Source organism: Streptomyces sp. Tek67B01, assembly GCF_055231995.1.
Genome location: NZ_JBUYUY010000001.1, coordinates 2601475 through 2622814, shown reverse-complemented (window position 1 = coordinate 2622814; position 21340 = coordinate 2601475). Strand labels below are relative to the sequence as shown.

At 72.4% G+C, this 21340-nt stretch carries 22 protein-coding genes, 1 tRNA gene and 1 riboswitch; of the genes, 11 read left to right on the top strand and 12 right to left on the bottom strand.

Annotated features, from left to right (window positions below):
- Positions 1 to 182 precede the first annotated feature (182 nt).
- Positions 183 to 256, top strand: a tRNA-Met gene (locus ACV7NM_RS11540).
- A 127-nt stretch (positions 257 to 383) separates the two neighbouring features.
- On the opposite strand, the gene ACV7NM_RS11535 is transcribed toward ACV7NM_RS11540, so the two are convergent.
- Positions 384 to 800 carry a Fur family transcriptional regulator gene (locus ACV7NM_RS11535; RefSeq protein WP_463410215.1) on the bottom strand — a complete coding sequence of 139 codons (417 nt, stop codon included), beginning with the start codon at positions 798 to 800 and terminating at the stop codon, positions 384 to 386.
- A gap of 129 nt (positions 801 to 929) precedes the next feature.
- On the opposite strand from ACV7NM_RS11535, the gene ACV7NM_RS11530 reads away from it, so the two are divergent.
- Complete coding sequence (locus ACV7NM_RS11530; protein ID WP_463410214.1) at positions 930 to 2399, top strand: catalase; 1470 nt, start codon at positions 930 to 932, stop codon at positions 2397 to 2399.
- A 118-nt stretch (positions 2400 to 2517) separates the two neighbouring features.
- Here the strand turns inward: ACV7NM_RS11530 and ACV7NM_RS11525 are convergent, their stop codons facing one another.
- Both ACV7NM_RS11525 and hisN read right to left on the bottom strand, forming a co-directional pair.
- A complete protein-coding gene (locus tag ACV7NM_RS11525; RefSeq protein ID WP_401528949.1) occupies positions 2518 to 2913 on the bottom strand; it encodes a CBS domain-containing protein in 396 nt (131 codons plus the stop codon).
- A gap of 190 nt (positions 2914 to 3103) precedes the next feature.
- Positions 3104 to 3907 carry a histidinol-phosphatase gene (gene hisN, locus ACV7NM_RS11520; protein WP_463410213.1) on the bottom strand — a complete coding sequence of 268 codons (804 nt, stop codon included), beginning with the start codon at positions 3905 to 3907 and terminating at the stop codon, positions 3104 to 3106.
- A gap of 136 nt (positions 3908 to 4043) precedes the next feature.
- Here hisN and ACV7NM_RS11515 point away from each other — a divergent pair, with 136 nt between their 5' ends.
- The gene (locus ACV7NM_RS11515) at positions 4044 to 4613 is read left to right on the top strand and encodes a TetR/AcrR family transcriptional regulator (RefSeq protein ID WP_463410212.1); all 570 of its coding nucleotides are present in this window, start codon (positions 4044 to 4046) and stop codon (positions 4611 to 4613) included.
- Here ACV7NM_RS11515 and ACV7NM_RS11510 read toward each other — a convergent pair.
- The 4 genes from ACV7NM_RS11510 to ACV7NM_RS11495 form a co-directional block, all read right to left on the bottom strand.
- Complete coding sequence (locus tag ACV7NM_RS11510; protein ID WP_463410211.1) at positions 4579 to 4902, bottom strand: DMT family transporter; 324 nt, start codon at positions 4900 to 4902, stop codon at positions 4579 to 4581. The genes ACV7NM_RS11515 and ACV7NM_RS11510 overlap by 35 nt on opposite strands.
- Positions 4903 to 5027: 125 nt before the next feature.
- On the bottom strand, positions 5028 to 6038 hold the full coding sequence (gene rsgA / locus ACV7NM_RS11505; protein ID WP_463410210.1) for a ribosome small subunit-dependent GTPase A: 1011 nt from the start codon (positions 6036 to 6038) through the stop codon (positions 5028 to 5030).
- A gap of 8 nt (positions 6039 to 6046) precedes the next feature.
- Entirely contained in the window at positions 6047 to 7399 is a 1353-nt protein-coding gene (gene aroA / locus ACV7NM_RS11500) for a 3-phosphoshikimate 1-carboxyvinyltransferase (RefSeq protein WP_463410209.1), read from the bottom strand.
- 86 nt (positions 7400 to 7485) lie between these two features.
- The gene (locus ACV7NM_RS11495) at positions 7486 to 8199 is read right to left on the bottom strand and encodes a M50 family metallopeptidase (protein ID WP_463410208.1); all 714 of its coding nucleotides are present in this window, start codon (positions 8197 to 8199) and stop codon (positions 7486 to 7488) included.
- Between the two features lie 53 nt (positions 8200 to 8252).
- On the opposite strand from ACV7NM_RS11495, the gene ACV7NM_RS11490 reads away from it, so the two are divergent.
- The 8 genes from ACV7NM_RS11490 to def all read left to right on the top strand — a co-directional run bounded on the left by ACV7NM_RS11490 (position 8253) and on the right by def (position 15785).
- Positions 8253 to 9068, top strand: coding sequence for an SOS response-associated peptidase (locus ACV7NM_RS11490; protein ID WP_463410207.1), 816 nt, complete (start codon positions 8253 to 8255; stop codon positions 9066 to 9068).
- Between the two features lie 28 nt (positions 9069 to 9096).
- Positions 9097 to 9789 (top strand): alpha/beta hydrolase family protein, encoded by a 693-nt coding sequence (locus tag ACV7NM_RS11485; protein WP_463410206.1) that lies wholly within the window; start codon positions 9097 to 9099, stop codon positions 9787 to 9789.
- Between the two features lie 335 nt (positions 9790 to 10124).
- Positions 10125 to 10769: a sigma-70 family RNA polymerase sigma factor gene (locus tag ACV7NM_RS11480; protein WP_008741505.1), complete on the top strand. Its 645-nt coding sequence runs from the start codon at positions 10125 to 10127 to the stop codon at positions 10767 to 10769.
- A complete protein-coding gene (gene rsrA, locus ACV7NM_RS11475) occupies positions 10766 to 11068 on the top strand; it encodes a mycothiol system anti-sigma-R factor (protein ID WP_463410205.1) in 303 nt (100 codons plus the stop codon). The genes ACV7NM_RS11480 and rsrA overlap by 4 nt, the downstream gene beginning before the upstream one ends.
- A 192-nt stretch (positions 11069 to 11260) precedes the next feature.
- Positions 11261 to 12685, top strand: a complete 1425-nt coding sequence (locus ACV7NM_RS11470; RefSeq protein ID WP_463410204.1) for an HD-GYP domain-containing protein — start codon at positions 11261 to 11263, stop codon at positions 12683 to 12685.
- Positions 12682 to 13956: an HD-GYP domain-containing protein gene (locus tag ACV7NM_RS11465; RefSeq protein WP_463410203.1), complete on the top strand. Its 1275-nt coding sequence runs from the start codon at positions 12682 to 12684 to the stop codon at positions 13954 to 13956. The genes ACV7NM_RS11470 and ACV7NM_RS11465 overlap by 4 nt, the downstream gene beginning before the upstream one ends.
- A gap of 131 nt (positions 13957 to 14087) precedes the next feature.
- On the top strand, positions 14088 to 15083 hold the full coding sequence (locus tag ACV7NM_RS11460) for a tetratricopeptide repeat protein (RefSeq protein WP_136213978.1): 996 nt from the start codon (positions 14088 to 14090) through the stop codon (positions 15081 to 15083).
- A 66-nt stretch (positions 15084 to 15149) separates the two neighbouring features.
- Complete coding sequence (gene def, locus ACV7NM_RS11455) at positions 15150 to 15785, top strand: peptide deformylase (protein WP_463410202.1); 636 nt, start codon at positions 15150 to 15152, stop codon at positions 15783 to 15785.
- Here def and ACV7NM_RS11450 read toward each other — a convergent pair.
- From ACV7NM_RS11450 to ACV7NM_RS11430, 5 genes are all read right to left on the bottom strand, one after another.
- The gene (locus ACV7NM_RS11450) at positions 15761 to 16189 is read right to left on the bottom strand and encodes a DUF3703 domain-containing protein (protein ID WP_463410201.1); all 429 of its coding nucleotides are present in this window, start codon (positions 16187 to 16189) and stop codon (positions 15761 to 15763) included. The genes def and ACV7NM_RS11450 overlap by 25 nt on opposite strands.
- A gap of 47 nt (positions 16190 to 16236) precedes the next feature.
- A complete protein-coding gene (locus tag ACV7NM_RS11445; RefSeq protein ID WP_463410200.1) occupies positions 16237 to 16953 on the bottom strand; it encodes a helix-turn-helix domain-containing protein in 717 nt (238 codons plus the stop codon).
- 107 nt (positions 16954 to 17060) lie between these two features.
- Entirely contained in the window at positions 17061 to 18092 is a 1032-nt protein-coding gene (locus ACV7NM_RS11440; protein WP_463410199.1) for a ribonucleotide-diphosphate reductase subunit beta, read from the bottom strand.
- Positions 18092 to 20488 carry a ribonucleoside-diphosphate reductase subunit alpha gene (locus ACV7NM_RS11435; RefSeq protein WP_463410198.1) on the bottom strand — a complete coding sequence of 799 codons (2397 nt, stop codon included), beginning with the start codon at positions 20486 to 20488 and terminating at the stop codon, positions 18092 to 18094. Before ACV7NM_RS11435 ends, ACV7NM_RS11440 begins: the two co-directional genes overlap by 1 nt.
- A gap of 153 nt (positions 20489 to 20641) precedes the next feature.
- A riboswitch (cobalamin riboswitch) is annotated at positions 20642 to 20765 on the bottom strand.
- 53 nt (positions 20766 to 20818) lie between these two features.
- Positions 20819 to 21319, bottom strand: a complete 501-nt coding sequence (locus ACV7NM_RS11430) for a GNAT family N-acetyltransferase (RefSeq protein WP_463410197.1) — start codon at positions 21317 to 21319, stop codon at positions 20819 to 20821.
- Positions 21320 to 21340 lie beyond the last annotated feature (21 nt).

Sequence of the window (21340 nt, the reverse complement as noted above, 5' to 3'; positions counted from 1 at the left end):
TTTCCGGGGCTCCGCCCCGGACCTCGCGCCTGAAACGCCGGCGGGGCTGGTTTGCCCTGACCCGCGCCTCAAACGCCGGCGGGGACTGATTGGGCCGGCGGCGAGGCTGGATCGGTCGGGAGCGCCGAACGTTAAGTGATTTGCATCTGCCGGACGGCTTCGCGTACAGTCAGGTTTACCGACGCGGGGTGGAGCAGCTCGGTAGCTCGCTGGGCTCATAACCCAGAGGTCGCAGGTTCAAATCCTGTCCCCGCTACTCAAGCCCGAAGGCCCGGATCTCCTGGAGATCCGGGCCTTCGGCGTTTGCCCCTGAGAACGGCGCGAAAAGAAGCGGGCCCCGGAGCCGGTGAAAGCTCCGGGGCCCGCCGCGTCCGGGTCCGGGTCTAGGCGCCCGCGCAGTTCGGGCACACCCCGCGGTAGGTCACCTCGACCGTCGAGACCACGAAGCCGAAGCGTTCGGCGTCCGGCAGGTCGGCCAGGGGGTCGCCCGCCGGGTGGACGTCGCGGATCGCGCCGCACTGGGCGCACACCAGATGCTGGTGCGCACGGTGGGCGTTGGGGTCGTACCGCTTGGCGCGGCGGTCCGTGGACACTTCCAGCACCTCGCCGAGGCTGACCAGCTCGCCCAGGGTGTTGTACACCGTCGCCCGGGAGATCTCCGGCAGCTTGGTCACCGCGCGTGCGTGCACCTCGTCGGCCGTCAGGTGAACGTGGTCACCGTCGAGCACCTCGGCCACGACGCGCCGCTGTGCGGTCATGCGCCATCCGCGTCCGCGAAGTCGTTCCAGCAGGTCACTCATACTCCCCAGCGTAACAGTGCGGGGATTCGGTGTAACTCCCGAACCGGTTCGGACTTAGATGACTGCTTGACTTAGACAATGTCTATTATAGGATCGGCTCTGGCAGAAGCCGAGGGCAGGACACGCAGGATGACGCAGGAGGCGCACGTGACGCAGGGACCGCTCACCACGGAGGCCGGAGCACCGGTCGCCGACAACCAGAACAGTGAGACCGCCGGCGTCGGTGGGCCCGTGCTCGTCCAGGACCAGCTCCTTCTGGAGAAGCTCGCGCACTTCAACCGCGAGCGAATCCCGGAGCGCATCGTGCACGCCCGCGGCGCCGGTGCGTACGGCACCTTCACGCTCACGCGGGACGTCTCGCAGTGGACCCGCGCGAAGTTCCTGTCCGAGGTCGGCAAGCAGACCGAGACGTTCCTGCGCTTCTCCACCGTCGCCGACAGCCTCGGCGGCGCCGACGCCCGTCGTGACCCGCGCGGCTGGGCGCTGAAGTTCTACACCGAAGAGGGCAACTACGACCTCGTCGGCAACAACACCCCGGTCTTCTTCATCCGTGACGCGATCAAGTTCCCGGACTTCATCCACACGCAGAAGCGCGACCCGTACACCGGCTCGCAGGAAGCCGACAACGTGTGGGACTTCTGGGGCCTGAGCCCCGAGTCCACCCACCAGGTGACCTGGCTCTTCGGCGACCGGGGCATCCCGGCCTCCTACCGCCACATGGACGGCTTCGGCTCGCACACCTTCCAGTGGAACAACGAGGCCGGCGAGGTCTTCTGGGTCAAGTACCACTTCAAGACCGACCAGGGGATCAAGAACCTCACCCAGGCGGAGGCCAACCGGCTCGCCGGTGAGGACCCCGACTCGCACCAGCGCGACCTGCGCGAGTCGATCGAGCGCGGCGACTTCCCGAGCTGGACCGTGCAGGTCCAGATCATGCCCGCGGCCGAGGCGGCCGAGTACCGCTTCAACCCGTTCGACCTCACCAAGGTGTGGCCGCACGCGGACTACCCGCCGATCGAGATCGGCAAGCTGGAGCTCAACCGCAACCCGGAGAACATCTTCGCCGAAGTCGAGCAGAGCATCTTCAGCCCGGCCCACTTCGTCCCCGGCATCGGGCCGTCCCCGGACAAGATGCTCCAGGGTCGCCTCTTCGCGTACGGCGACGCCCACCGCTACCGCGTCGGCATCAACGCCGACCACCTGCCGGTGAACCGTCCGCACGCCACCGAGGCGCGCACCCACTCCCGTGACGGCGCCCTCTACGACGGCCGCCACAAGGGTGCCAAGAACTACGAGCCGAACAGCTTCGGCGGCCCGTTCCAGACGGACCGTCCGCTGTGGCAGCCCGTCCAGCTGACGGGTGGCACCGGCAACCACGCCACGCCGGTGCACCGCGAGGACAACGACTTCGTCCAGGCGGGCAACCTCTACCGCCTGATGTCGGAGGACGAGCGGGGCCGTCTGATCGAGAACCTCGCAGGCTTCATCGCCAAGGTTTCCCGTGACGACATCGTCGACCGCGCGATCAACAACTTCCGCCAGGCGGACGGTGACTTCGGCAAGCGGCTGGACGCCGCGGTCCAGGCCCTCCGCGGCTGAGACGGATCGCTTGCCGTGGCGACACGACGGGCCGGCACTCCTCGGAGTGCCGGCCCGTCGGCGTGCGTAGGGACGCGCGCGCTACGACGCGCCGGTACGCGGCTACCGGGATACGGCGCTACGCGGGGACGGCGCTGCGCCGCGCCGGCACCCAGCAGCGGATGACGTCACGCACCGAGACGATGCCCACCGGGCCGCCGTCCTCCAGCACGATCAGATGGCGGAAACCGCCGTGCGCCATGGCCTCGGCGGCCTCCTGGACCGTCGCTTCGGGGGTGCAGAAGACGACGTTGTTGGTGGTGTGCGCGCCCACCGACTCCCGGTCCGGGTCGTGGCCCGCGCCGAGGGAGTTGAGGATGTCGCGCTCGGTCAGAATGCCGACACCGCTGTGGTCGGGATCGAGGACGACGGCCGCGCCGACGCGCCGGCCGGACATCAGGCAGGCCGCCTGTCGGAGGGTGTGTGCGGGTCCGAGGGTGAGGATCACGGTGCTCATGGCGTCGCGGACGAGCATGAAGAGAGCCACCTCCTGGGTGAGTCCCCGCATGGGTGGGTGCGCCGGGTGACGGAGCCGCCTCAAGAGAAGGGCTTCACAAGCGCACAAGCGGGGGAGTCCCAGACTCCCACGCGTACGCAGGGTCATCAAGAGGACGCGGTCGGCAACACCCGCCCGGCCGAGCGCACCGACGGCGCGTCAGGGCGCCTCAGGGGCGCGGGCGCAGGCGCGCCAGCATCTCCTCGTGCAGCAGGCCGTTCGAGGCGGCCGCGTTGCCGCCGTGCACCCCGTCGACGCCGTCCAGGCCGGTGAAGCGGCCGCCCGCCTCCTCGACGACGACCGCGATGGCGGCCATGTCCCACAGGTTCAGCTCCGGCTCGGCGCACACGTCCAACGAGCCCTCCGCGACCATCATGTAGGGCCAGAAGTCGCCGTAGGCCCGGGTGCGCCAGCAGGCGCGGGTCAGGTCCAGGAAGCCGGGCAGTCGGCCCTGCTCCTCCCAGCCCGAGAGCGAGGAGTAGGCGAAGGACGCGTCACCCAGCGTCGCCACCTTCGAGACGCCGATCGCCGTGGTCTCGCCGAGCGCGCCGCCCGCCCAGGCGCCGCTGCCCTTCGCGGCCCACCAGCGGCGGCCCAGCGCCGGCGCGGAGACGACCCCGACCACCGGGCGGAACACCCCGTCCGCGCCTTCGGTCATCAGCGAGATCAGCGTCGCCCACACGGGGACGCCCCGGACGTAGTTCTTCGTGCCGTCGATCGGATCGACGACCCAGCGGCGCGGGCCGTCGCCCTTGAGCCCGTACTCCTCGCCCAGGATGGCGTCATCGGGCCGCGCGGCCAGGATTCCGGCCCGGATGATCTCCTCGGCGGCCTTGTCGGCCTCGCTCACCGGGGTCATGTCCGGCTTCGTCTCCACCTGGAGGTCGAGGGCGCGGAAGCGCTGGGTGGTGGCCGCGTCCGCGGCGTCGGCGAGTTCGAGGGCGAGGCGGAGGTCATCGTCATACTCGGGCATGCCCGAACAGTATCGAGACGGCGGCCGACCGGCGAACGCCGTCCACGGTACGGCCGACGGGCGCCCTTGACAGGACCTGGCGCCCCGTCAACTCTGGCGGGAAGGCGGGCGGGGGAGGGGAGCGGGGGAGGCGACGATGGCGGCGGCGCGGGAGTCCTTGCTGGAAGCGGCGGGAGCGGCGCTGGCGGCGCGCGCCTGGCCCGCCGTGCGGATGGTCGAGGTGGCGGCGGCCGCCGGGGTGTCCCGGCAGACCCTGTACAACGAGTTCGGCGGGAAGGCGGGCCTCGGGCGCGCCCTGGTCCGGCGGGAGGCCGACTGGTACCTCGCGGGTGTGGAGCGCGCTCTGGAGGCGCCCGCGGCGACCGCCGAGCGGCTGGCGGGAGTGGCCGAGTGGACCGTACGGGCGGCCCGCGCGCGCCCCCTCGTACGGGCCCTGCTGACGGGGGCGTGGACCGGGAACCTGCCCGTCCCGCCCGGGCGGGGGGCCCGGCCCGGCGTCCCGGCGCTCGAGCCCGGGGATTTGGTGCGCGCCGTTCGCGACCGGGCGTCCGCCGCGCTCCCGGCGGAGCCGGCGCACCGGTGCGAGCTGGTCGTGCGGCTCGCGCTGTCCTACGTGATAGCCCCGGGCGCGCCGGGGGAGGAGCCGGCGGCGGCCGGGCTGCTCGGGCTGGTCAGTGCGCCGAACCGGACAGCTGGAGTCCGATGACGCCGAGGATGACCAGCGAGATCGAGACGAGTTTCAGGGTGGAGACGAGGTCACCGAGGAAGACCATGCCGTAGATCGCCGTGCCGGCCGCCCCGATCCCGGTCCACACGGCGTACGCCGGGCCCACGTCGAGCTTCTTGAGCGAAAGGGTCAGCAGGCCGAAACTGCCGAGCGCGAACGACGCGAAGGCGATCGTGGGCCACATCCGGGTGAACCCGTGCGAGAGCTTGAGGCACACCGCGAAACCGGTCTCCAGGATCCCGGCGACCACGACCAGCAGCCACGCCATGGCATGTGCCTCCCCGCGTCCCGCGTCACGTGACGTCGCGTCACCTGGTGCGATTATGCATTTATCCCGACGCGATCTTCGGCAAACACGAGCGTCCCGCCGGGACCGCGGGCCGCCCGCTCCCGTCAGTCGCCCTCGCGGCGCTCCCGCGTCTCCAGCAGTCGCCGCAGCGAGTACAGCCGCGCCGGGTCCGCGTGACCCTCCTCCACCCACCGGTCGAGCGCGCAGTCGGGTTCGTCGTGGCTGCACGCGCGAGGGCATTCCTCCGTACCCCCCACCAGTTCGGGGAAGGCCAGGATCACCCGGGACGGGTCGACGTGGTGCAGGCCGAAGGAGCGCACGCCGGGGGTGTCGATGACCCACCCGTCACCGCCGGGCAGCGGCAGCGCGAGGGCGGAGGTGGTGGTGTGCCGGCCCCGGCCGGTGACCGCGTTGACGTGCCCGGTCGCCCGCCGGCGGCCCTCGGCGACCAGTGAGTTGACCAGGGTGGTCTTGCCGACCCCGGAGTGGCCGACGAAGGCGGTGATCCGGCCGTTCAGTCGCTCGCGCACCCGGTCGGCGGCGTCACCGGTCGCCAGCTCCTCGCGGTTGGTGACGACGTAGTTCACCCCGAGCGTCGAGTAGATCTCCAGGATCTTGTCCGCGGAGGTCAGGTCCGACTTGGTGAGCACCAGCAGCGGCTCCAGGCCGGCGTCGTACGCGGCCACCAGACAGCGGTCGATCATGCGCGGCCGCGGCTCCGGGTCGGCCAGCGCCGTCACGATGGCCAGCTGGTCGGCGTTGGCGACGACCACCCGCTCGTACGGGTCGTCGTCGTCCGCGGTGCGCCGCAGGACGGACTTGCGTTCCTCGATCCGCACGATCCGGGCGAGGGTGTCCTTCTTCCCGGACAGGTCACCGACGATCCAGACCCGGTCGCCGACCACCGCCGCCTTGCGGCCCAGTTCACGGGCCTTCATCGCGTGCACCGCGCGGTCCCCGACCAGGCAGGTGAGCCGGCCCCGGTCGACGGTCAGGACGAAGCCCTCGGCCGCGTCCTCGTGCTTGGGGCGGATGTTCGTACGCGGCCGGTTGCCCTTGGGGTTGGGGCGCGAGCGGATGTCGTCTTCGTCGGTGTTCTTGCCGTACCTGCGCATGACGGGCCCTACGCTCCCGCGCCCCGAGGCGCTTGGCCGAGCATGTCGGCCCACATCGCCGGGAAGTCCGGCAGGGTCTTCGCGGTCGTCGCCACGTTCTCGATCAGTACGCCGTCCACCGCCAGGCCGATCACCGCGCCGGCGGTCGCCATCCGGTGGTCGTCGTAGGTGTGGAACACACCGCCGTGCAGCGGGCGCGGGCGGATGCGCAGCCCGTCCTCGGTCTCGGTGACATCGCCGCCGAGGCCGTTGATCTCCGCCGTGAGCGCCGCCAGTCGGTCCGTCTCGTGCAGCCGCAGGTGGCGTACGCCCCGCAGCACGGACTCGGAGTCCGCCAGCGCCGCGACCGCCGCGATGCCCGGCGTCAGCTCACCGACCTCGCCCAGGTCCACGTCGATGCCGTGGATCTTGCCGCTGCCGGTGAAGACCAGGCCCGCGTCGGTCAGCTCGCAGGAGCCGCCCATCTCGGTGAAGATCCGGCGCAACGCGTCGCCGGGCTGCGTGGTGCGGCGCGGCCAGTCGGGGACGGTCACCGTGCCACCGGTGATCAGGGCCGCCGCCATGAAGGGCTGGGCGTTGGAGAGGTCCGGCTCGACGACCAGGTCACGGCCCAGCAGGGCGCCCGGGGTGACCCGCCACACGTTCTTCTCGCCGCCCGCCTCGGGGGTGTCGACCTGGGCGCCCGCCGCGCGCAGCATCTCCACCGTCATCCGGATGTGCGGCATGGAGGGCAGGGTGTCACCGACGTGGCGGACCTCCACGCCCTGGTTGAAGCGCGGCGCGGAGAGCAGCAGCGCCGAGACGAACTGCGAGGAGTTCGAGGCGTCGATCTCGACGGTCCCGCCCTCCAGCGCTCCGCCGCCCTGCACGGTCAGGGGCAGCGCGCCCCGTCCGTCGTCGTCGATCCGGGCACCGAGGACGCGCAGGGCGTTGATGACCTCGCCCAGCGGGCGCTCGTAGGAGCGCGGGTCGCCATCGAAGCGGATGTCGCCCGAGGCGAGGGTGGCGACGGGCGGCAGGAAGCGCATGACCGTGCCCGCGTTGCCGACGTCGACGGTGGCCGGGCCGTGCAGGGCCGCCGGGATGACCCGCCAGGCCTCCCCGCCCGCGCCCCCGCCGGCGGAGCTGGAGGACACGGTCTCCTCGATGCCGACGCCCATCGCGCGCAGGGCGTCCGACATCAGCTGGGAGTCGCGCGAACGCAGCGGACGGCGCACCCAGCCCGGCTCGGACGCCAGCGCGGCCAGCACGAGGGCCCGGTTGGTGACCGACTTGGAGCCCGGCACGGTGACGGTGGCGTGGACGGCGCCGTCCGCGAGCGGGGCGGGCCAGAGGGCGTGGGGCGCGGGGGTCTCGGTCATGGCCTCCACTTTAGTGGCTTCGCCCAGGCCCAGAGCGTGGCCGGGGCCCGTTCGGGGCCCACCCCGGGCACTTCACCGGGGGCGTCTCAGAGGCCGAGAAGCCAGCGCGCCCCGCCGATGAGCGCGCACAGCGCGACGGCGTGGAAGAACAGCAGCCAGACCACCGGGTGGACGTGGGTGAGCCGCCCCAGTTGGTCGGCGTCGGAGTCGGGGGCCCCGCCGTGGCGGCGCTTGACCTGGAGCTCGAACACCGGCCGGACCCCGCCCAACAGCAGGAACCACACCACCGCGTACGCGAACACCGCCTGCACCTCGGCCGGGGTCAGCCAGGACACCAGCACGAAGACCCCGCCGGTCAGCACCACCGTGAGCAGCCCGTACGCGTTGCGGATCATCACCAGCATCGCGATCAGCAGGGCGGTCGCCGCCCACAGCAGCAGCGTGATCCGGTGCGCCGAGAGCAGGGCGGCCCCGCCGAGCCCGAGCAGCGAGGGCGCCGTGTACCCGGCGGCGGCGGTCAGCACCATCCCGAGCCCACTGGGCTTGCCGCGGCTGACGGTGACGCCGCTGGTGTCGGAGTGCAGCCGGATGCCGTCGAGCCGGCGCCCGGTCAGCAGCGCCAGCAGCCCGTGGCCGCCCTCGTGCGCGATGGTGATCGCGTTCCGGGACAGTCGCCACACCGGCCGGGGCGCCACGGCCGCCAGCGCGGCGAGCCCCGCCGCGGCCACCAGCCACCAGGTGGGCTCGGCCTGTATGCCGCTCAGCCGGTCCCACAGACCGGCCGTCATCGTGCTGTCCATGGAGTGGCGGACTCCTTGCGGTAGGGGGAGAGGGCCATGGCAGTGTGTCAGCCATGTGCGGAAGGTATGCAGCGAGCCGGGCGCCCGAGGAACTGGCGCGGATCTTCGGCGTCGAGCGGTGGGAGCCCGAGGAGTCCCTGGCCCCCGATTTCAACGTGGCGCCGACGAAGGAGGTCCACGTCGTCCTCGACCGTCCTGTGAAGGACGCGCCGAGCCGCCGTCCGGTTCGACAGCTGCGCGTGCTGAGGTGGGGGCTCGTCCCCTCCTGGGCGAACGGCCCCGAGGGCGCCGCCCGGATGATCAACGCCAGGGCCGAGACGATCGCCGAGAAGCCGTCCTTCCGCCGACCTTTCGCGCAGCGCCGCTGCATCGTCCCCGCCGACGGCTACTTCGAGTGGGTCACCGCCCACGACGAGCGGCAGCTCGAGGTCGAGGGGAAGAAGAAGCGGGCGCGCAAGCAGCCGTACTTCGTGCTCCCCGCCGATGGAACCGCCTTCGCCATGGCGGGCATATACGAGTTCTGGCGCGACCGGACCCTGCCCGACGAGCACCCGAACGCCTGGTGGGCGACCTGCTCGGTGATCACCACCGAGGCCGAGAGCGGACCGCTGGCCGTGGCGCCCGAGGAAGGCCCCCGCTCGCTGGCCGACATCCACCCCCGGATGCCGCTGATGCTGACCCCCGACAAGTGGGACCCCTGGCTCGACCCCGCCCGCACCGACGTGGACGAGCTCCAGGCACTGTTGGCGCCGCCGCCCGGCGCCCTGATGCGGGCCTACCCGGTCTCCACCGCCGTGAGCAACGTGCGCAACAACGGGCCGGAACTGCTGAACGAGCTCGCCGCGCCGGAAGAGGCCACGCTCTTCTGAGCCCCCTGCCGCGCGGCATGATCGGCCCATGACCACGCACACCGAAAGCGTCGACACGCCGGCGGGCGAGGCCCGCATCACCTGGCACCCCGCCGGCGCGGCCCGGCTCGTACTCGCCGTCGGCCACGGAGCGGGTGGCGGGATCGAGGCCCGCGACCTCCAGGCACTGGCCGCCGCCCTGCCCGGCCGCGGGATCACCGTCGCGTTGGTCGAACAGCCCTGGCGGGTCGCCGGGAAGAAGGTCGCTGCCGCGCCCAAGGTGCTGGACGAGGGTTGGCGCGCCCTGTGGCCCACCCTGAGCGCGGCGGGCCCGCCCGTCGTCGCCGGCGGCCGCAGCGCCGGGGCCCGGGTGGCGTGCCGGACCGCCGCAGGGCTGGGCGCGGCGGGGGTGCTGGCCCTGGCGTTCCCGCTGCACCCGCCGGGCCGGCCCGAGAAGTCCCGGGCCGAGGAACTGCTGGGCGCCGGGCGGCCCACCCTGGTGGTCCAAGGCGGCCGCGACCCCTTCGGACACCCGGAGGAATTCCCGCCCCCCGGCCCCGGCCCCGGCCTCCCTCCCGCCGCCGGCGCACCGCCCGGCCCGCGCACCCCGTACGAGCTCGTGGCCGTTCCGCACGGCGACCACGGCTTCGCGGTGCCGAAACGGGCGGACACGACCCAGGCCGAGACCCTCGCCGCGATCACGGAGGCTGTGGCCGAGTGGCTCGACCGGCTCCCGCTCTGAGACCGATCTGACGGATTCCCGGGTGATCCGGATCACTCCTCGGGAACCGGCCGCAGGGAGCGGCCCGCCGGGCGGGTGAACCCTTGTCACGCCCGGGAATGCGGCGCCCGGGCCCGTCGTTAACCGGGTGTCGGTACGCACGGGAACGTTCGTCGGAGGAGAGGGAGCGCATGACCCAGGTCATCAGCCAGAACCGTCGGCAGGCCGCTGACCTGGACTGGACGGTGCTGCCCGCACCCAAGCGCGGGACGCTTCGGGCGGCGCAGGCCCGGGAAGGTCGACTATTCTCCGATTCGAGCGGATCCGCTTTCGGAGCCGCCACGCTGTCGGAGGAGGTGGGTCCTGTCGCCGGGACCGACGAAGGCCACGCGGAGGAGACGACCCCGGAGCGCAACGCGCGCTTCGAGCGGGACGCCCTCGGCTACCTCGACCAGATGTACTCCGCCGCGCTGCGCATGACGCGCAACCCGGCCGACGCCGAGGACCTGGTCCAGGAGACGTACGCGAAGGCGTACGCGTCCTTCCACCAGTTCCGCGAGGGCACCAACCTCAAGGCGTGGCTGTACCGCATCCTGACCAACACCTTCATCAACTCCTACCGCAAGAAGCAGCGCGAGCCCCAGCGCAGCGCGGCGGAGGAGATCGAGGACTGGCAGTTGGCGCGCGCCGAGTCGCACATGTCCACCGGGCTGCGGTCCGCCGAATCGCAGGCGCTCGACCACCTGCCCGATTCGGACGTGAAGGAGGCGCTCCAGGCCATTCCGGAGGAGTTCCGCATCGCGGTCTATCTTGCCGACGTAGAGGGCTTTGCGTACAAGGAGATCGCGGACATCATGGGTACACCCATCGGTACGGTCATGTCCCGACTGCACCGTGGCCGCCGTCAACTCCGCGGAATGCTGGAGGACTACGCCCGCGAGCGCGGGCTGGTCCCCGCCGGAGCGGGAGAGTCGAACGACCTGAAAGGCTCGGGCTCATGAGCTGCGGAGAGCCGCACGAGACGGAGTGCGCCGAGGTCCTGGACCACCTGTACGAGTTCCTTGACCACGAGATGCCCGACAGCGACTGCACGAAGTTCGAGACCCACTTCGGCGAGTGCAACCCCTGTCTTGAGAAGTACGGCCTGGAGCAGGCCGTGAAGAAGCTGGTCAAGCGCTGCTGCGGGTCGGACGACGTGCCGAGCGACCTGCGCTCGAAGGTCATGGGGCGGATCGAACTGATCCGTTCGGGACAGGCCGTTCCCGACCACGACGTCACCGCGGGCCCCACCCCCGGCTGAGTCGCCCCGGCCGCGTCTGAGACGACCGCCCCCGGAGAACCCCCTTCGTTCACTCGAAGGTGCTAATCCGGGGGCGTCCGTATGCCCCGATGCGCGAATGCGGCCCGCCGCGCCGCGGGCCCCACCTATTCTCCCCTTCCGGTACCGGTCGGATTCGGTACCGACCCGGCCCGGTGCGGGGAGGAGGGTGCGATGCGGGTACTTCCGTCGGGAGCGCGCGCCTTGATCCTCTGCGCCGTGCTCGCCGCCTGCGGGTGCGTCGCCCCGGCCCTCACGGATTCCGGTACGCCGTGGCCGGCCGCGGCCCTGCTCTGCGTCCTGTGCCTCGGGTGCGAACTCCTCAGGAGCCACCGGTCGTTCGGGAGCCGGATGCCCGAGGGCATGGGTGCCTTCTTCCCCGTGGTGCTGGCCGCCGTGTACCTCCTGACGCCCGCGGCCGCGGCGCTCGTGGCGGCGCCCGCCGCGTTCGCCGCCCCCGTGGTGCAGCGGCCCGTGTGGGTGCGCCGCACCTGGCACGCGGCCCAGCAGGCGACCGCCGCCTGGGCGGCCGGGCAGGCCTACGGCCTGCTGGGCGGGCCGGCCACGCTCGGTGGCGCCGGGCCCGGCGCCACCGAAGCCCGGGTGGCGGACTTCCCGTACGCCGTGGTGCCCGCCGGAGCCGCCGCCGTCGTCTTCTGCCTGGTGCTCACCGCCCTCGACGGCGCCGTCCTGGCCGCCGCCGAACGCCGCCCCGCGATCACCGCCCGGCGCGGACTGCCGGCCACCTCGTCCGGGGGGACCGCCGGCCTCGCCCCGTACTGCCTGCACGGCCTGGCCGGGCTGATGATGGCCGTGATGTGGCGCAGCTCCTTCGGGGTGCCGGCCGCGCTGCTGGTCCTGCTGCCCATGTACATCTCCTGCTGGGTCTTCGCCCAGTACACGCGCGAGCGCGCCGCGCACCAGGCCACGATCCGGGCGCTGGTGCAGGCCGTCGACCTCAAGGACCGCTACACGCGCGGGCACAGCGAACGCGTCGGGCAGGCCTCGGCGATGATCGCCCGCGAGCTGGGCATGGCCGACGACCGCATGGAGGTCGTCCGGATCGCCGGAATCCTGCACGACGTGGGCAAGCTCGGCGTTCCCACCCGGCTGCTGCGCAAGGACGGGCCGCTGACCCCCGAGGAGCGGCGGGTCATCGAACTGCATCCCGAGTACGGGCACGAGATGGTGCGCGGCATCGGCTTCCTCGGCGAGGCCCGGTCCGCGATCCTGCACCACCACGAGCGGGTCGACGGCACCGGGTACCCGTACGGGCTGGCCGGGGAGCAGATCCCGGTGCTGGCGCGGGTCGTGGCGGTGGCCGACTCCTTCGACGCGATGACCTCGACCCGCTCCTACAGCCGGGCCCGGCCGGTCCCCGTCGCCCTGGCCGAGCTGGAACGCTGCGCGGGGGCGCAGTTCGACCCGGCCATGGTGCGGGCCCTGGTCGACGCCATCGGGCGGCACGGCTGGCACCCGGTGGTGACCTCGGACGACGACGTTCGGGTGGTGGTCCCGCGCGGCGGCGCCCCCACCTCGTCCCCCACCTCGGCGACCTCCCCCGCCCCGCCCGGCCCGGGCACCGGAGGCGGGGCGTGAGGGCCGGCGCCGCCCGCGCCGTACGGGCGGCAGCCGCGCTGCTCACCCTCGCGGCGCTCGGCCACACCCTGTGGAACGGCGTGGTGGAGGGCGGCACCGCCCTCGCCTTCGGCATCCTCATCGGCGTCGGCGAGCTGGCCCGCAGCGACCACCGCGCCGCCGCCCCCGTCCCGGCCGAGGACCGCAGGCCCGCGCCACTGGGCTCCGCCGGCGCCCTCGCCTACGCGCTCCTCGGCCGGGCCGCCGGGCAGCCCACCCACCACGGGGTGCTCCAGGTCGTGGCGGTCGTCGTCGCGGCGGCCCTCGTCGGGATCGTCCCGCACATCGCCCGGGGCCACGGGCCCGCGTTCGACCACGTGGCCCGGCGGGTGCTGACCGTCGCCTTCGCCGCCGTCTGCTTCCAGCCGCTGTACAACTCCGGCCGGCTGGAGGGACGGGTGGGACAGGGCCCGTACCTCGTGCTGTTCCTGGTGCTGCTGCTCGGTCTCACCGCCCTGTGCGACGCCGTGCTCGCCGCCGCGCTGGCGGGCTCCCGCACCGGCCGGCCCTACTGCTCCCTGCTCCGCGACGAGCTGCGCGCGCCGGCCGGGATCGGGTCGGCGATCAGCGCGACCGGCCTGGTGATGGCGCTGGGGACGGCAGTCGCCGGGCTGTGGGCGCTGCCCGTGTTCAGCGTGCCGCTGTTGCTGACGCAGATGTCCTTCCACCGGATCACCGCCGTCCGCACCACCTACCGCCAGACCATCACCTCCCTCGCCCGGGCCACCGAGATCGCCGGCTGCACCCGACCGGGACACTCCCGTCGGGTGGCCGTCCTGAGCTGCGCCGTCGGACGGGAGCTGGGGCTCTCGGAACGCGAGCTCACGGTGCTGGAGTACGCCGCGCTGATGCACGACATCGGTCAGCTCTCGCTCGTCGACCCCGTCCCGGCCGGGGCGACGGCCCGGCTGCCCGCCGCCGAGGCCCGCCGGATCGCCGTGCTCGGCGGGGAGGTGGCCCGGCAGACCGGGGTGCCCCCGGAAGTCGCGGTCGTGGTGGAGCGGCAGGCGGACCCCTACCGGGAGCAGCCCGTCGCCGCGCGGATCGTGCGCGCCGTGAACGCGTACGACGACCTGTGCGGCGGGGAAGGTCACCCGGGCGGCTCACTGGCCGCCCTGGAACGGCTGCGGCTGGGGACCGGGCGCGACTTCCAGCCGGAGGTCGTGGAGTGCCTGGCGAGGGTTCTGGCCGGGGACGGGCCGACCGGAGTCGGCCCGCTCCCACCTGGGTAACCCATGGGTAATGAGCGGCCGTCCGAGTGGGCATGGTTGGATGCGAGTAAGAGTGTCCGTGTGGGTGTCCGCGAGGCTGCACCGTAGTCCCCCAGCTACCGCTGGGCGGTGCCCCCAGGCAGGCGGGAAACGTGAGGATCTTCGGGAAGGTACGGCATCGGCCCTCCGCCTCGTGGCGGCAGGCCACCGACCGCGCGTTCACGCTGATCGGCGACGGGCGGTACGAGGACGCGGGCGCGCTCCTGACCAGAGCGGCGGACCTGGAACCCTGGCTGTCCGAGTCCTGGTTCAACCTGGCCCTGCTGCACAAGTTCCGCCACGACTGGGAGCAGGCGCGGGCCGCCGGCCTGCGCGCCGTGGCCCTGCTGGACCGCGAGACCGGCGCCCCGGACTGGTGGAACGTGGGGATCGCCGCGACCGCGCTCCAGGATTGGCCACTGGCCCGCCGGGCCTGGCAGGCCTACGGGCTCAAGGTCCCCGGTGACCCGCACGGGACCGCGGCGGCGGCCGAGCCCGTCGGCATGGAGCTGGGCAGCGCCGCCGTGCGCCTCTCGCCCGAGGGCGAGGCCGAGGTCGTGTGGGGCCGCAGGCTCGATCCGGCCCGGATGGAGGTCCTCTCGATCCCGCTGCCGTCCTCGGGGCGGCGCTGGGGCGAGGTCGTCCTGCACGACGGAGTCCCGCACGGCGAGCGGATCACCGCGGCCGGACCCTCGTACCCGGTCTTCGACGAGATCGAGCTGTGGGCGCCCTCGCCCGTGCCGACCTGGGTGGTCCTGCTGGAAGCGGCCACCGAGGACGACCGCGACGCCCTGGAGCGACTGGCCTCGGACGCGGGCTTCGCCGCCGAGGACTGGTCGTCGTCGGTGCGCCTGCTGTGCCGGACCTGCTCGGAGAGCGCGATGCCGAGCGACGAGGGCGACGGCGAGCACCTGGACCCGCACGACCACAGCGAGCCCGGCCACCCCGGCCCGCTCGGTCACCGCACGGCCGGCTCGGGTTCCCTGTGGGTGCCCGAGCGGGAATGCGGCATCGCGGCGCCGGCCGGTCTGGTGCGCGGACTCCTGGACGGGTGGGTCGCGGACAGCCCGGACAGCCGTGAGTGGCGCGATCTCGAAGAAGTCTGCTGAGACGGGGCCGTAGGCTGTACCGGTCACATCGGTGACTCGCAGACTTACGGAAGGCGTACGGCGGACATGGCCCAGCAGGAGAACCAGGTTGTCCCGGTCGACGACGAAGGCTACGTCGTGGACACCGAGGACTGTGAGGCACGCGAGCTCGCCCACCGTGAGCGCGGCACCTCCCGCCCGATCACGGTGGTCGGCAACCCGGTCCTGCACCGGGAGTGCAAGGACGTCACGGAGTTCGGCGACGAGCTGGCGCAGCTGATCGACGACATGTTCGCCAGCCAGAAGACCGCCGAGGGCGTCGGCTTGGCCGCGAACCAGATCGGCGTGGACGCCAAGGTCTTCGTCTACGACTGCCCGGACGACGAGGGCCGGCGCCACACCGGTGTCGTCGTCAACCCGAAGCTGGTGGAGCTGCCGGCCGAGGCGCGCGTGCTGGACGACTCCAACGAGGGCTGCCTGTCGGTGCCGACCGCGTACGCCGCGCTGGCCCGCCCGGACTACGCCGAGGTCACGGGCCAGGACGCCCGGGGCAACCCGATCAAGGTGCGGGGCACCGGCTACTTCGCCCGCTGCCTCCAGCACGAGACGGACCACCTGTACGGGTACCTGTACATCGACCGGCTCTCGAAGCGGGACCGCAAGGACGCCCTCCGCCAGATGGAAGAGGGCACCCCGCGCTACGAGACCGTCCCCAACGACTGAGCGGCCTCGGGCCGCTCCCGGGAGCGGCCCAGCAGCACCCGCAGATCCTCCGGGAGGGGCATCGGCGTGAGCAGCCCCGCCGCCGTACGCCCCGTGTTGCCGTGGGGCACGCGCCCGGTCACCGACCCCGCTCCCGCCACCAGGATCCGCACCACCTGCCCCACCGTCTCCGCCCGGTCCCGGCAGCGCACCGCGAGCCGGAACATGTGCCAGTGGGCACGGGTGTGGGGCCAGGCCCAGGCCTGGGAGATGATGTGCGCCCGCTCCAGGGCGTCCCACATGGTGCCGGTGTCGGGGGCGGCGTCGCGGGCGCGGCGCAGCTCCGCCTCGAAGGCCGTGCGCACGGCGGCCGGCATGGCCTTCGGCGTACACGCGGTGATGCAGGTCCTCAGCAAGTTCGTCATGCGTCAACGGTGCGGCCACAGGGCCCGTCGGCGCTTGAACGAACCTGCTACATCCACTGGATGGTGCGGGTGAAGTCCGACGGCGGGATCCCGAACATCCGCCGCCACACACGGCTGAGGTGAGCCCCGTCGGCGAAGCCCGCGCCGTGCGCCGCGTCCGTCAGGGTCTGCCCCCGGGAGGCGAGTTCGGCGGCCCGCATCAGTCGCAGCCACAGGACGTACGGGCGGAACGGCAGCCCCAGCTCCGCCCGGAACAGGTGGGCGAGGCGGCTCTGCGACAGGCAGGCCACCTCGGCCGCCTGGGACAGCCGTACGCCGTCCCGCCCGGGCAGCCACGCCAGCACCCGCGCCAGCCCCGGATGCGCGGCGGCCTCCGCCGCCGGGCCGCCGGGGAGCAGCGAGTCCAGCGCGCACGCCGCCTCGAAGGGATCGGCGGGCAGGTCCGCGGCGGCCGGTACGAGGTCTCCCACGTCCCGCGCCAGGGCCGCGAGCCCGCGGCCGGCGGAGGAGAGCGGGTCGTAGTGCAGCACCACCCCGCGCGCGGTGCCGCCCAGCACGCAATGACGTACCCCGGCCGGAACCACGTACGCCCGGCACCGGAAGGGCTCCCCGTCCGGCCCGGCCATCAGCAGCCCGTCGCCGCCCAGAGCGGCGATGACCTGCACGGAGTGGTGCGCGTGCGCGGTCGCCGACCCGACGGCGCCCCCGTACAACAGGCCCCCGGGCCGCAGCCGGGCCCGCCCGGCCCACCCGGAGGCGGTCATGCCGTGGAGCCCGGACACGACGAAGCGCCCCCGCCCCGGAGCCCGGTCACCCGAGTCGTCGTTCTCCCCATGGGCGGGGACGCTATCAAGCCGTTGGAGCAGGGGACTCAGAAGTCCTCGTCGAGGTCGACCGTGCCCTCGACGGCGACCTGGTAGGCGGACGGGCGGCGCTCGAAGAAGTTCGTCAGCTCCTGCACGCCCTGGAGCTCCATGAACGAGAACGGGTTCTGCGAACCGTACAGCGGAGGGAAGCCGAGGCGGACCAGACGCTGGTCCGCGACGCACTCCAGGTACTCGCGCATCGACTCGGTGTTCATGCCCGGCAGGCCGTCGCCGCACAGGTCCCGGCCGAACTGCAGCTCCGCCTCCACGGCCTCCTTGAGCATGTCGGTGACCTGCTGCCGGAGCGCGTCGTCGAAGAGCTCCGGCTCCTCCTTGCGGACCGTGTCCACGACTTCGAAGGCGAAGTTCATGTGCATGGTCTCGTCGCGGAACACCCAGTTGGTGCCCGTCGCCAGACCGTGCAGCAGGCCCCGCGAGCGGAACCAGTAGACGTACGCGAACGCGCCGTAGAAGAACAGGCCCTCGATGCAGGCGGCGAAGCAGATCAGGTTCAGCAGGAAGCGGCGGCGGTCGGCCTGGGTCTCCAGCCGGTCGATCTTCTCGACCGAATCCATCCACTTGAAGCAGAACTGCGCCTTCTCGCGGATCGACGGGATCTCCTCGACCGCGTCGAAGGCCGCCGCACGGTCGTCCGGATCGGGCAGGTAGGTGTCGAGCAGCGTCAGGTAGAACTGGACGTGCACGGCCTCCTCGAACAGCTGGCGCGACAGGTACAGGCGCGCCTCCGGGGAGTTGATGTGCTTGTACAGGGTCAGCACGAGGTTGTTGGAGACGATCGAGTCGCCCGTCGCGAAGAACGCGACCAGCCGGCCGATCATGTGCTGCTCGCCCGGCGTCAGCTTCGCGAGGTCGGCGACGTCCGAGTGGAGGTCGACCTCCTCGACCGTCCAGGTGTTCTTGATCGCGTCGCGGTAGCGCTCGTAGAAGTCCGGGTAGCGCATCGGGCGCAGCGTCAGCTCGAAGCCCGGGTCGAGCAGGTTCTTGCTCGTCGCAACGTCGGTGTCGGTGGAGCTCATTACTGGCAGGCCTCGCAGGACTCGGGGTTCTCAAGGGAGCAGGCCAGCGCGTCGGCGTCGACGGCCTGCGGAAGCGTGGCGGCGGGGGCGGCAGCCGCCTGCGCCGCGCGGGCGATCTTCGTCGCCGGGCGGGAGCGCAGGTAGTACGTGGTCTTGAGGCCCTGCTTCCAGGCGTACGCGTACATCGAGGACAGCTTCCCGATGGTCGGCGTCTCCAGGAACAGGTTCAACGACTGCGACTGGTCCAGGAACGGCGTACGGGCCGCCGCCATGTCGATCAGGCCGCGCTGCGGGATCTCCCACGCCGTGCGGTACAACTCGCGGACCTCGGCCGGGATCCAGCCGAAGCCCTGCACGGAGCCGCTGGCCTCGCGCAGCGCCTCGCGGGTCTGCGTGTCCCACACGCCGAGCTTCTTCAGCTCGTCCACCAGGTACGCGTTGACCTGGAGGAACTCACCGCTCAGCGTCTCGCGCTTGAAGAGGTTCGAGACCTGCGGCTCGATGCACTCGTACACGCCCGCGATCGAGGCGATCGTCGCCGTCGGGGCGATGGCGAGCAGCAGTGAGTTGCGCATGCCGGTCTCGGCGACGCGGGCGCGCAGCGCGTCCCAGCGCTCGGGCCAGTTCAGTTCGACGTCGTAGTGGTCCGGGTGCAGGACGCCGCGGGCGGTCCGGGTCTGCTCCCAGGCGGGGAGCGGGCCGCTGCGCTCGGCCAGGTCGCAGGAGGCCTCGTACGCGGCCAGCATGATCCGCTCGGAGAGCTTCGTGGACAGGGCCTTCGCCTCGGGGGAGTCGAAGGGCAGCTTCAGCTGGAAGAAGACGTCCTGAAGGCCCATCGCGCCCAAGCCCACCGGGCGCCAGCGGGCGTTGGAGCGGCCGGCCTGCTCGGTCGGGTAGAAGTTGATGTCCACGACGCGGTCGAGGAAGGTGACGGCGGTGCGGACGGTCGCGTCCAGCCGCTCCCAGTCGATGTCACCGGTCTCGGGGAGGACGAATGCGCCCAGGTTGACCGAGCCCAGGTTGCAGACCGCGGTCTCGCCGTCATTGGTGACCTCGATGATCTCGGTGCAGAGGTTCGAGGAGTGGACGACCGTGCCGGGTTCGGCGGTCTGGTTCGCCGTCCGGTTGGAGGCGTCCTTGAAGGTCATCCAGCCCTGGCCGGTCTGCGCGAGGGTGCGCATCATCCGGCCGTAGAGGTCGCGGGCGGGCATGGTCTTGCGGGCCAGGCCGGCCGCCTCGGCCCGGCGGTAGGCGGCGTCGAACTCGTCGCCCCAGAGGTCGACCAGCTCGGGGACGTCGGCGGGGGAGAAGAGCGACCAGTGGGCGTCGGCGTTCACCCGGCGCATGAACTCGTCCGGAACCCAGTGGGCCAGGTTCAGGTTGTGCGTACGGCGCTGGTCCTCACCGGTGTTGTCGCGCAGCTCCAGGAACTCCTCGATGTCCGCGTGCCAGGTCTCCAGGTAGACGGCTGCGGCACCCTTGCGGCGACCGCCCTGGTTGACGGCGGCGACGGACGCGTCGAGGGTCTTGAGGAACGGGACGATGCCGTTGGAGTGGCCGTTGGTGCCCCGGATCAGCGAACCGCGGGCGCGGATGCGGGAGTACGACAGGCCGATGCCGCCGGCGTGCTTGGACAGGCGCGCGACCTGGTGGTAGCGGTCGTAGATCGAGTCGAGCTCGTCCAGCGGGGAGTCCAGCAGGTAGCAGGAGGACATCTGCGGGTGGCGGGTGCCCGAGTTGAACAGGGTGGGGGAGGACGGCAGGTAGTCCAGGCGGCTCATCAGCCGGTACAGCGAGGCCACTTCCTCGACGGCCGGCACGCTGTCGTCGGCGGCGAGACCGCAGGCCACGCGAAGCATGAAGTACTGCGGCGTCTCGATCACCTGACGGGTGATGGGGTGGCGCAGCAGGTAGCGGCTGTGCAGGGTGCGCAGGCCGAAGAAGCCGAAGCGGTCGTCGGCGCCCTCGGCGAGGGCGTGCTCGACCAGCGCGTCGAGCCGGTTCGCGTGGGCAGCCACGAAGTCGGCCGTGCGGTCGGCGATCAGGCCCTCGCGGTGGCCCACCGCGACGGACGCGGCGAAGGAGGTCGCGCCCTGGCCCGCGGCCTCGTCGCGCACGGCCAGCGTCAACAGGCGGGCGGCCAGCCGGGAGTAGGCGGGGTCCTCGGAGATCAGCCCGGCCGCGGCCTCGGTGGCCAGCGAGCGCAGTTCGGCCTTGTCCGCGGCGGCGCTGCGGCCGCGCAGGGCGGCGGCGGCGACCCGGCCGGGGTCGGTGTCGGGGAGGTCGGCCGTCAGCTCGGTGAGGGTACGCAGCAGCGCGGCCCCATGGCCCCCGCCGTTGGTCGCACTGTCGGACGGGTCGGACTCGGCGCGCGGTGCGGCGGGCGCGATGGTCACGGGGGAGCTCTCCCTCACTCGGCTCCGGGATACCGTCGGTGCGGGGCGCGAGCGGGCGCGCGCGGGCGCGTCCCCAACTCTGGGCACGCTTGCGCCGCGCGGCGTCCACCGGCCCAACCGCGAGGCCCGGACGTGGCTGTACCCGGTTCGGTCGAGCCGGGCGCGCTGTCGGCAGGTCCTCGGACTTGCTCGTGCACCAATGGGCGCAGTTCATACCGTTGCGGGACAGTTCCGGATTCGCACCGGATTCCCCTGCGGCGACAGCGAGCACGAGCATACATGTGGGGGCACCCTCCTGGGGGACCCCCTAGATGTTGTGTCGCGCGCCGACTACAGCGCGAGACCGTACGTGAGCAAAGTGAGGTCGGGGACGGGTGCCCAGTCCCGTTCCGGCGACCGGACGAAGCCCAGGCGCTCATAGATCCGGTGGGCGCCGAGCATGTCCGGCGTGGTCGACAGGACCAGCCGCCGTACGCCCTCGACGGCCCGTGAGCGGTCGACGCAGGCCCGCACCAACGCCTCGCCTGCGCCCCGGCCGCGGCCCTCGCGGGCGACCGCCAGCATCCGGAACTCGGCCTCGTCCGCGCGGGCGATGTCGCACAGGAGGCTGCCCGGCGCGGCGAAGGTCACACCGCCCACCACGCGCCCGTCGCCCAGCACGGCGACGAGCACCTCGGCGGCCGCGGCGCGCCCGGGCACGTCCCGGAGCCTGGCGAGGTACGGGTCGTCCTCGCCGTACGTGAGCAGCCCGTCCTCCAGGTAGGCGCGGGCGGTGATGTCCCCGAGCGTCTCGTACTCCGCCGGCAGCGCCCGTCTGATCGTGATGTCCATGGCATCGAGTGTGCCCCTCGG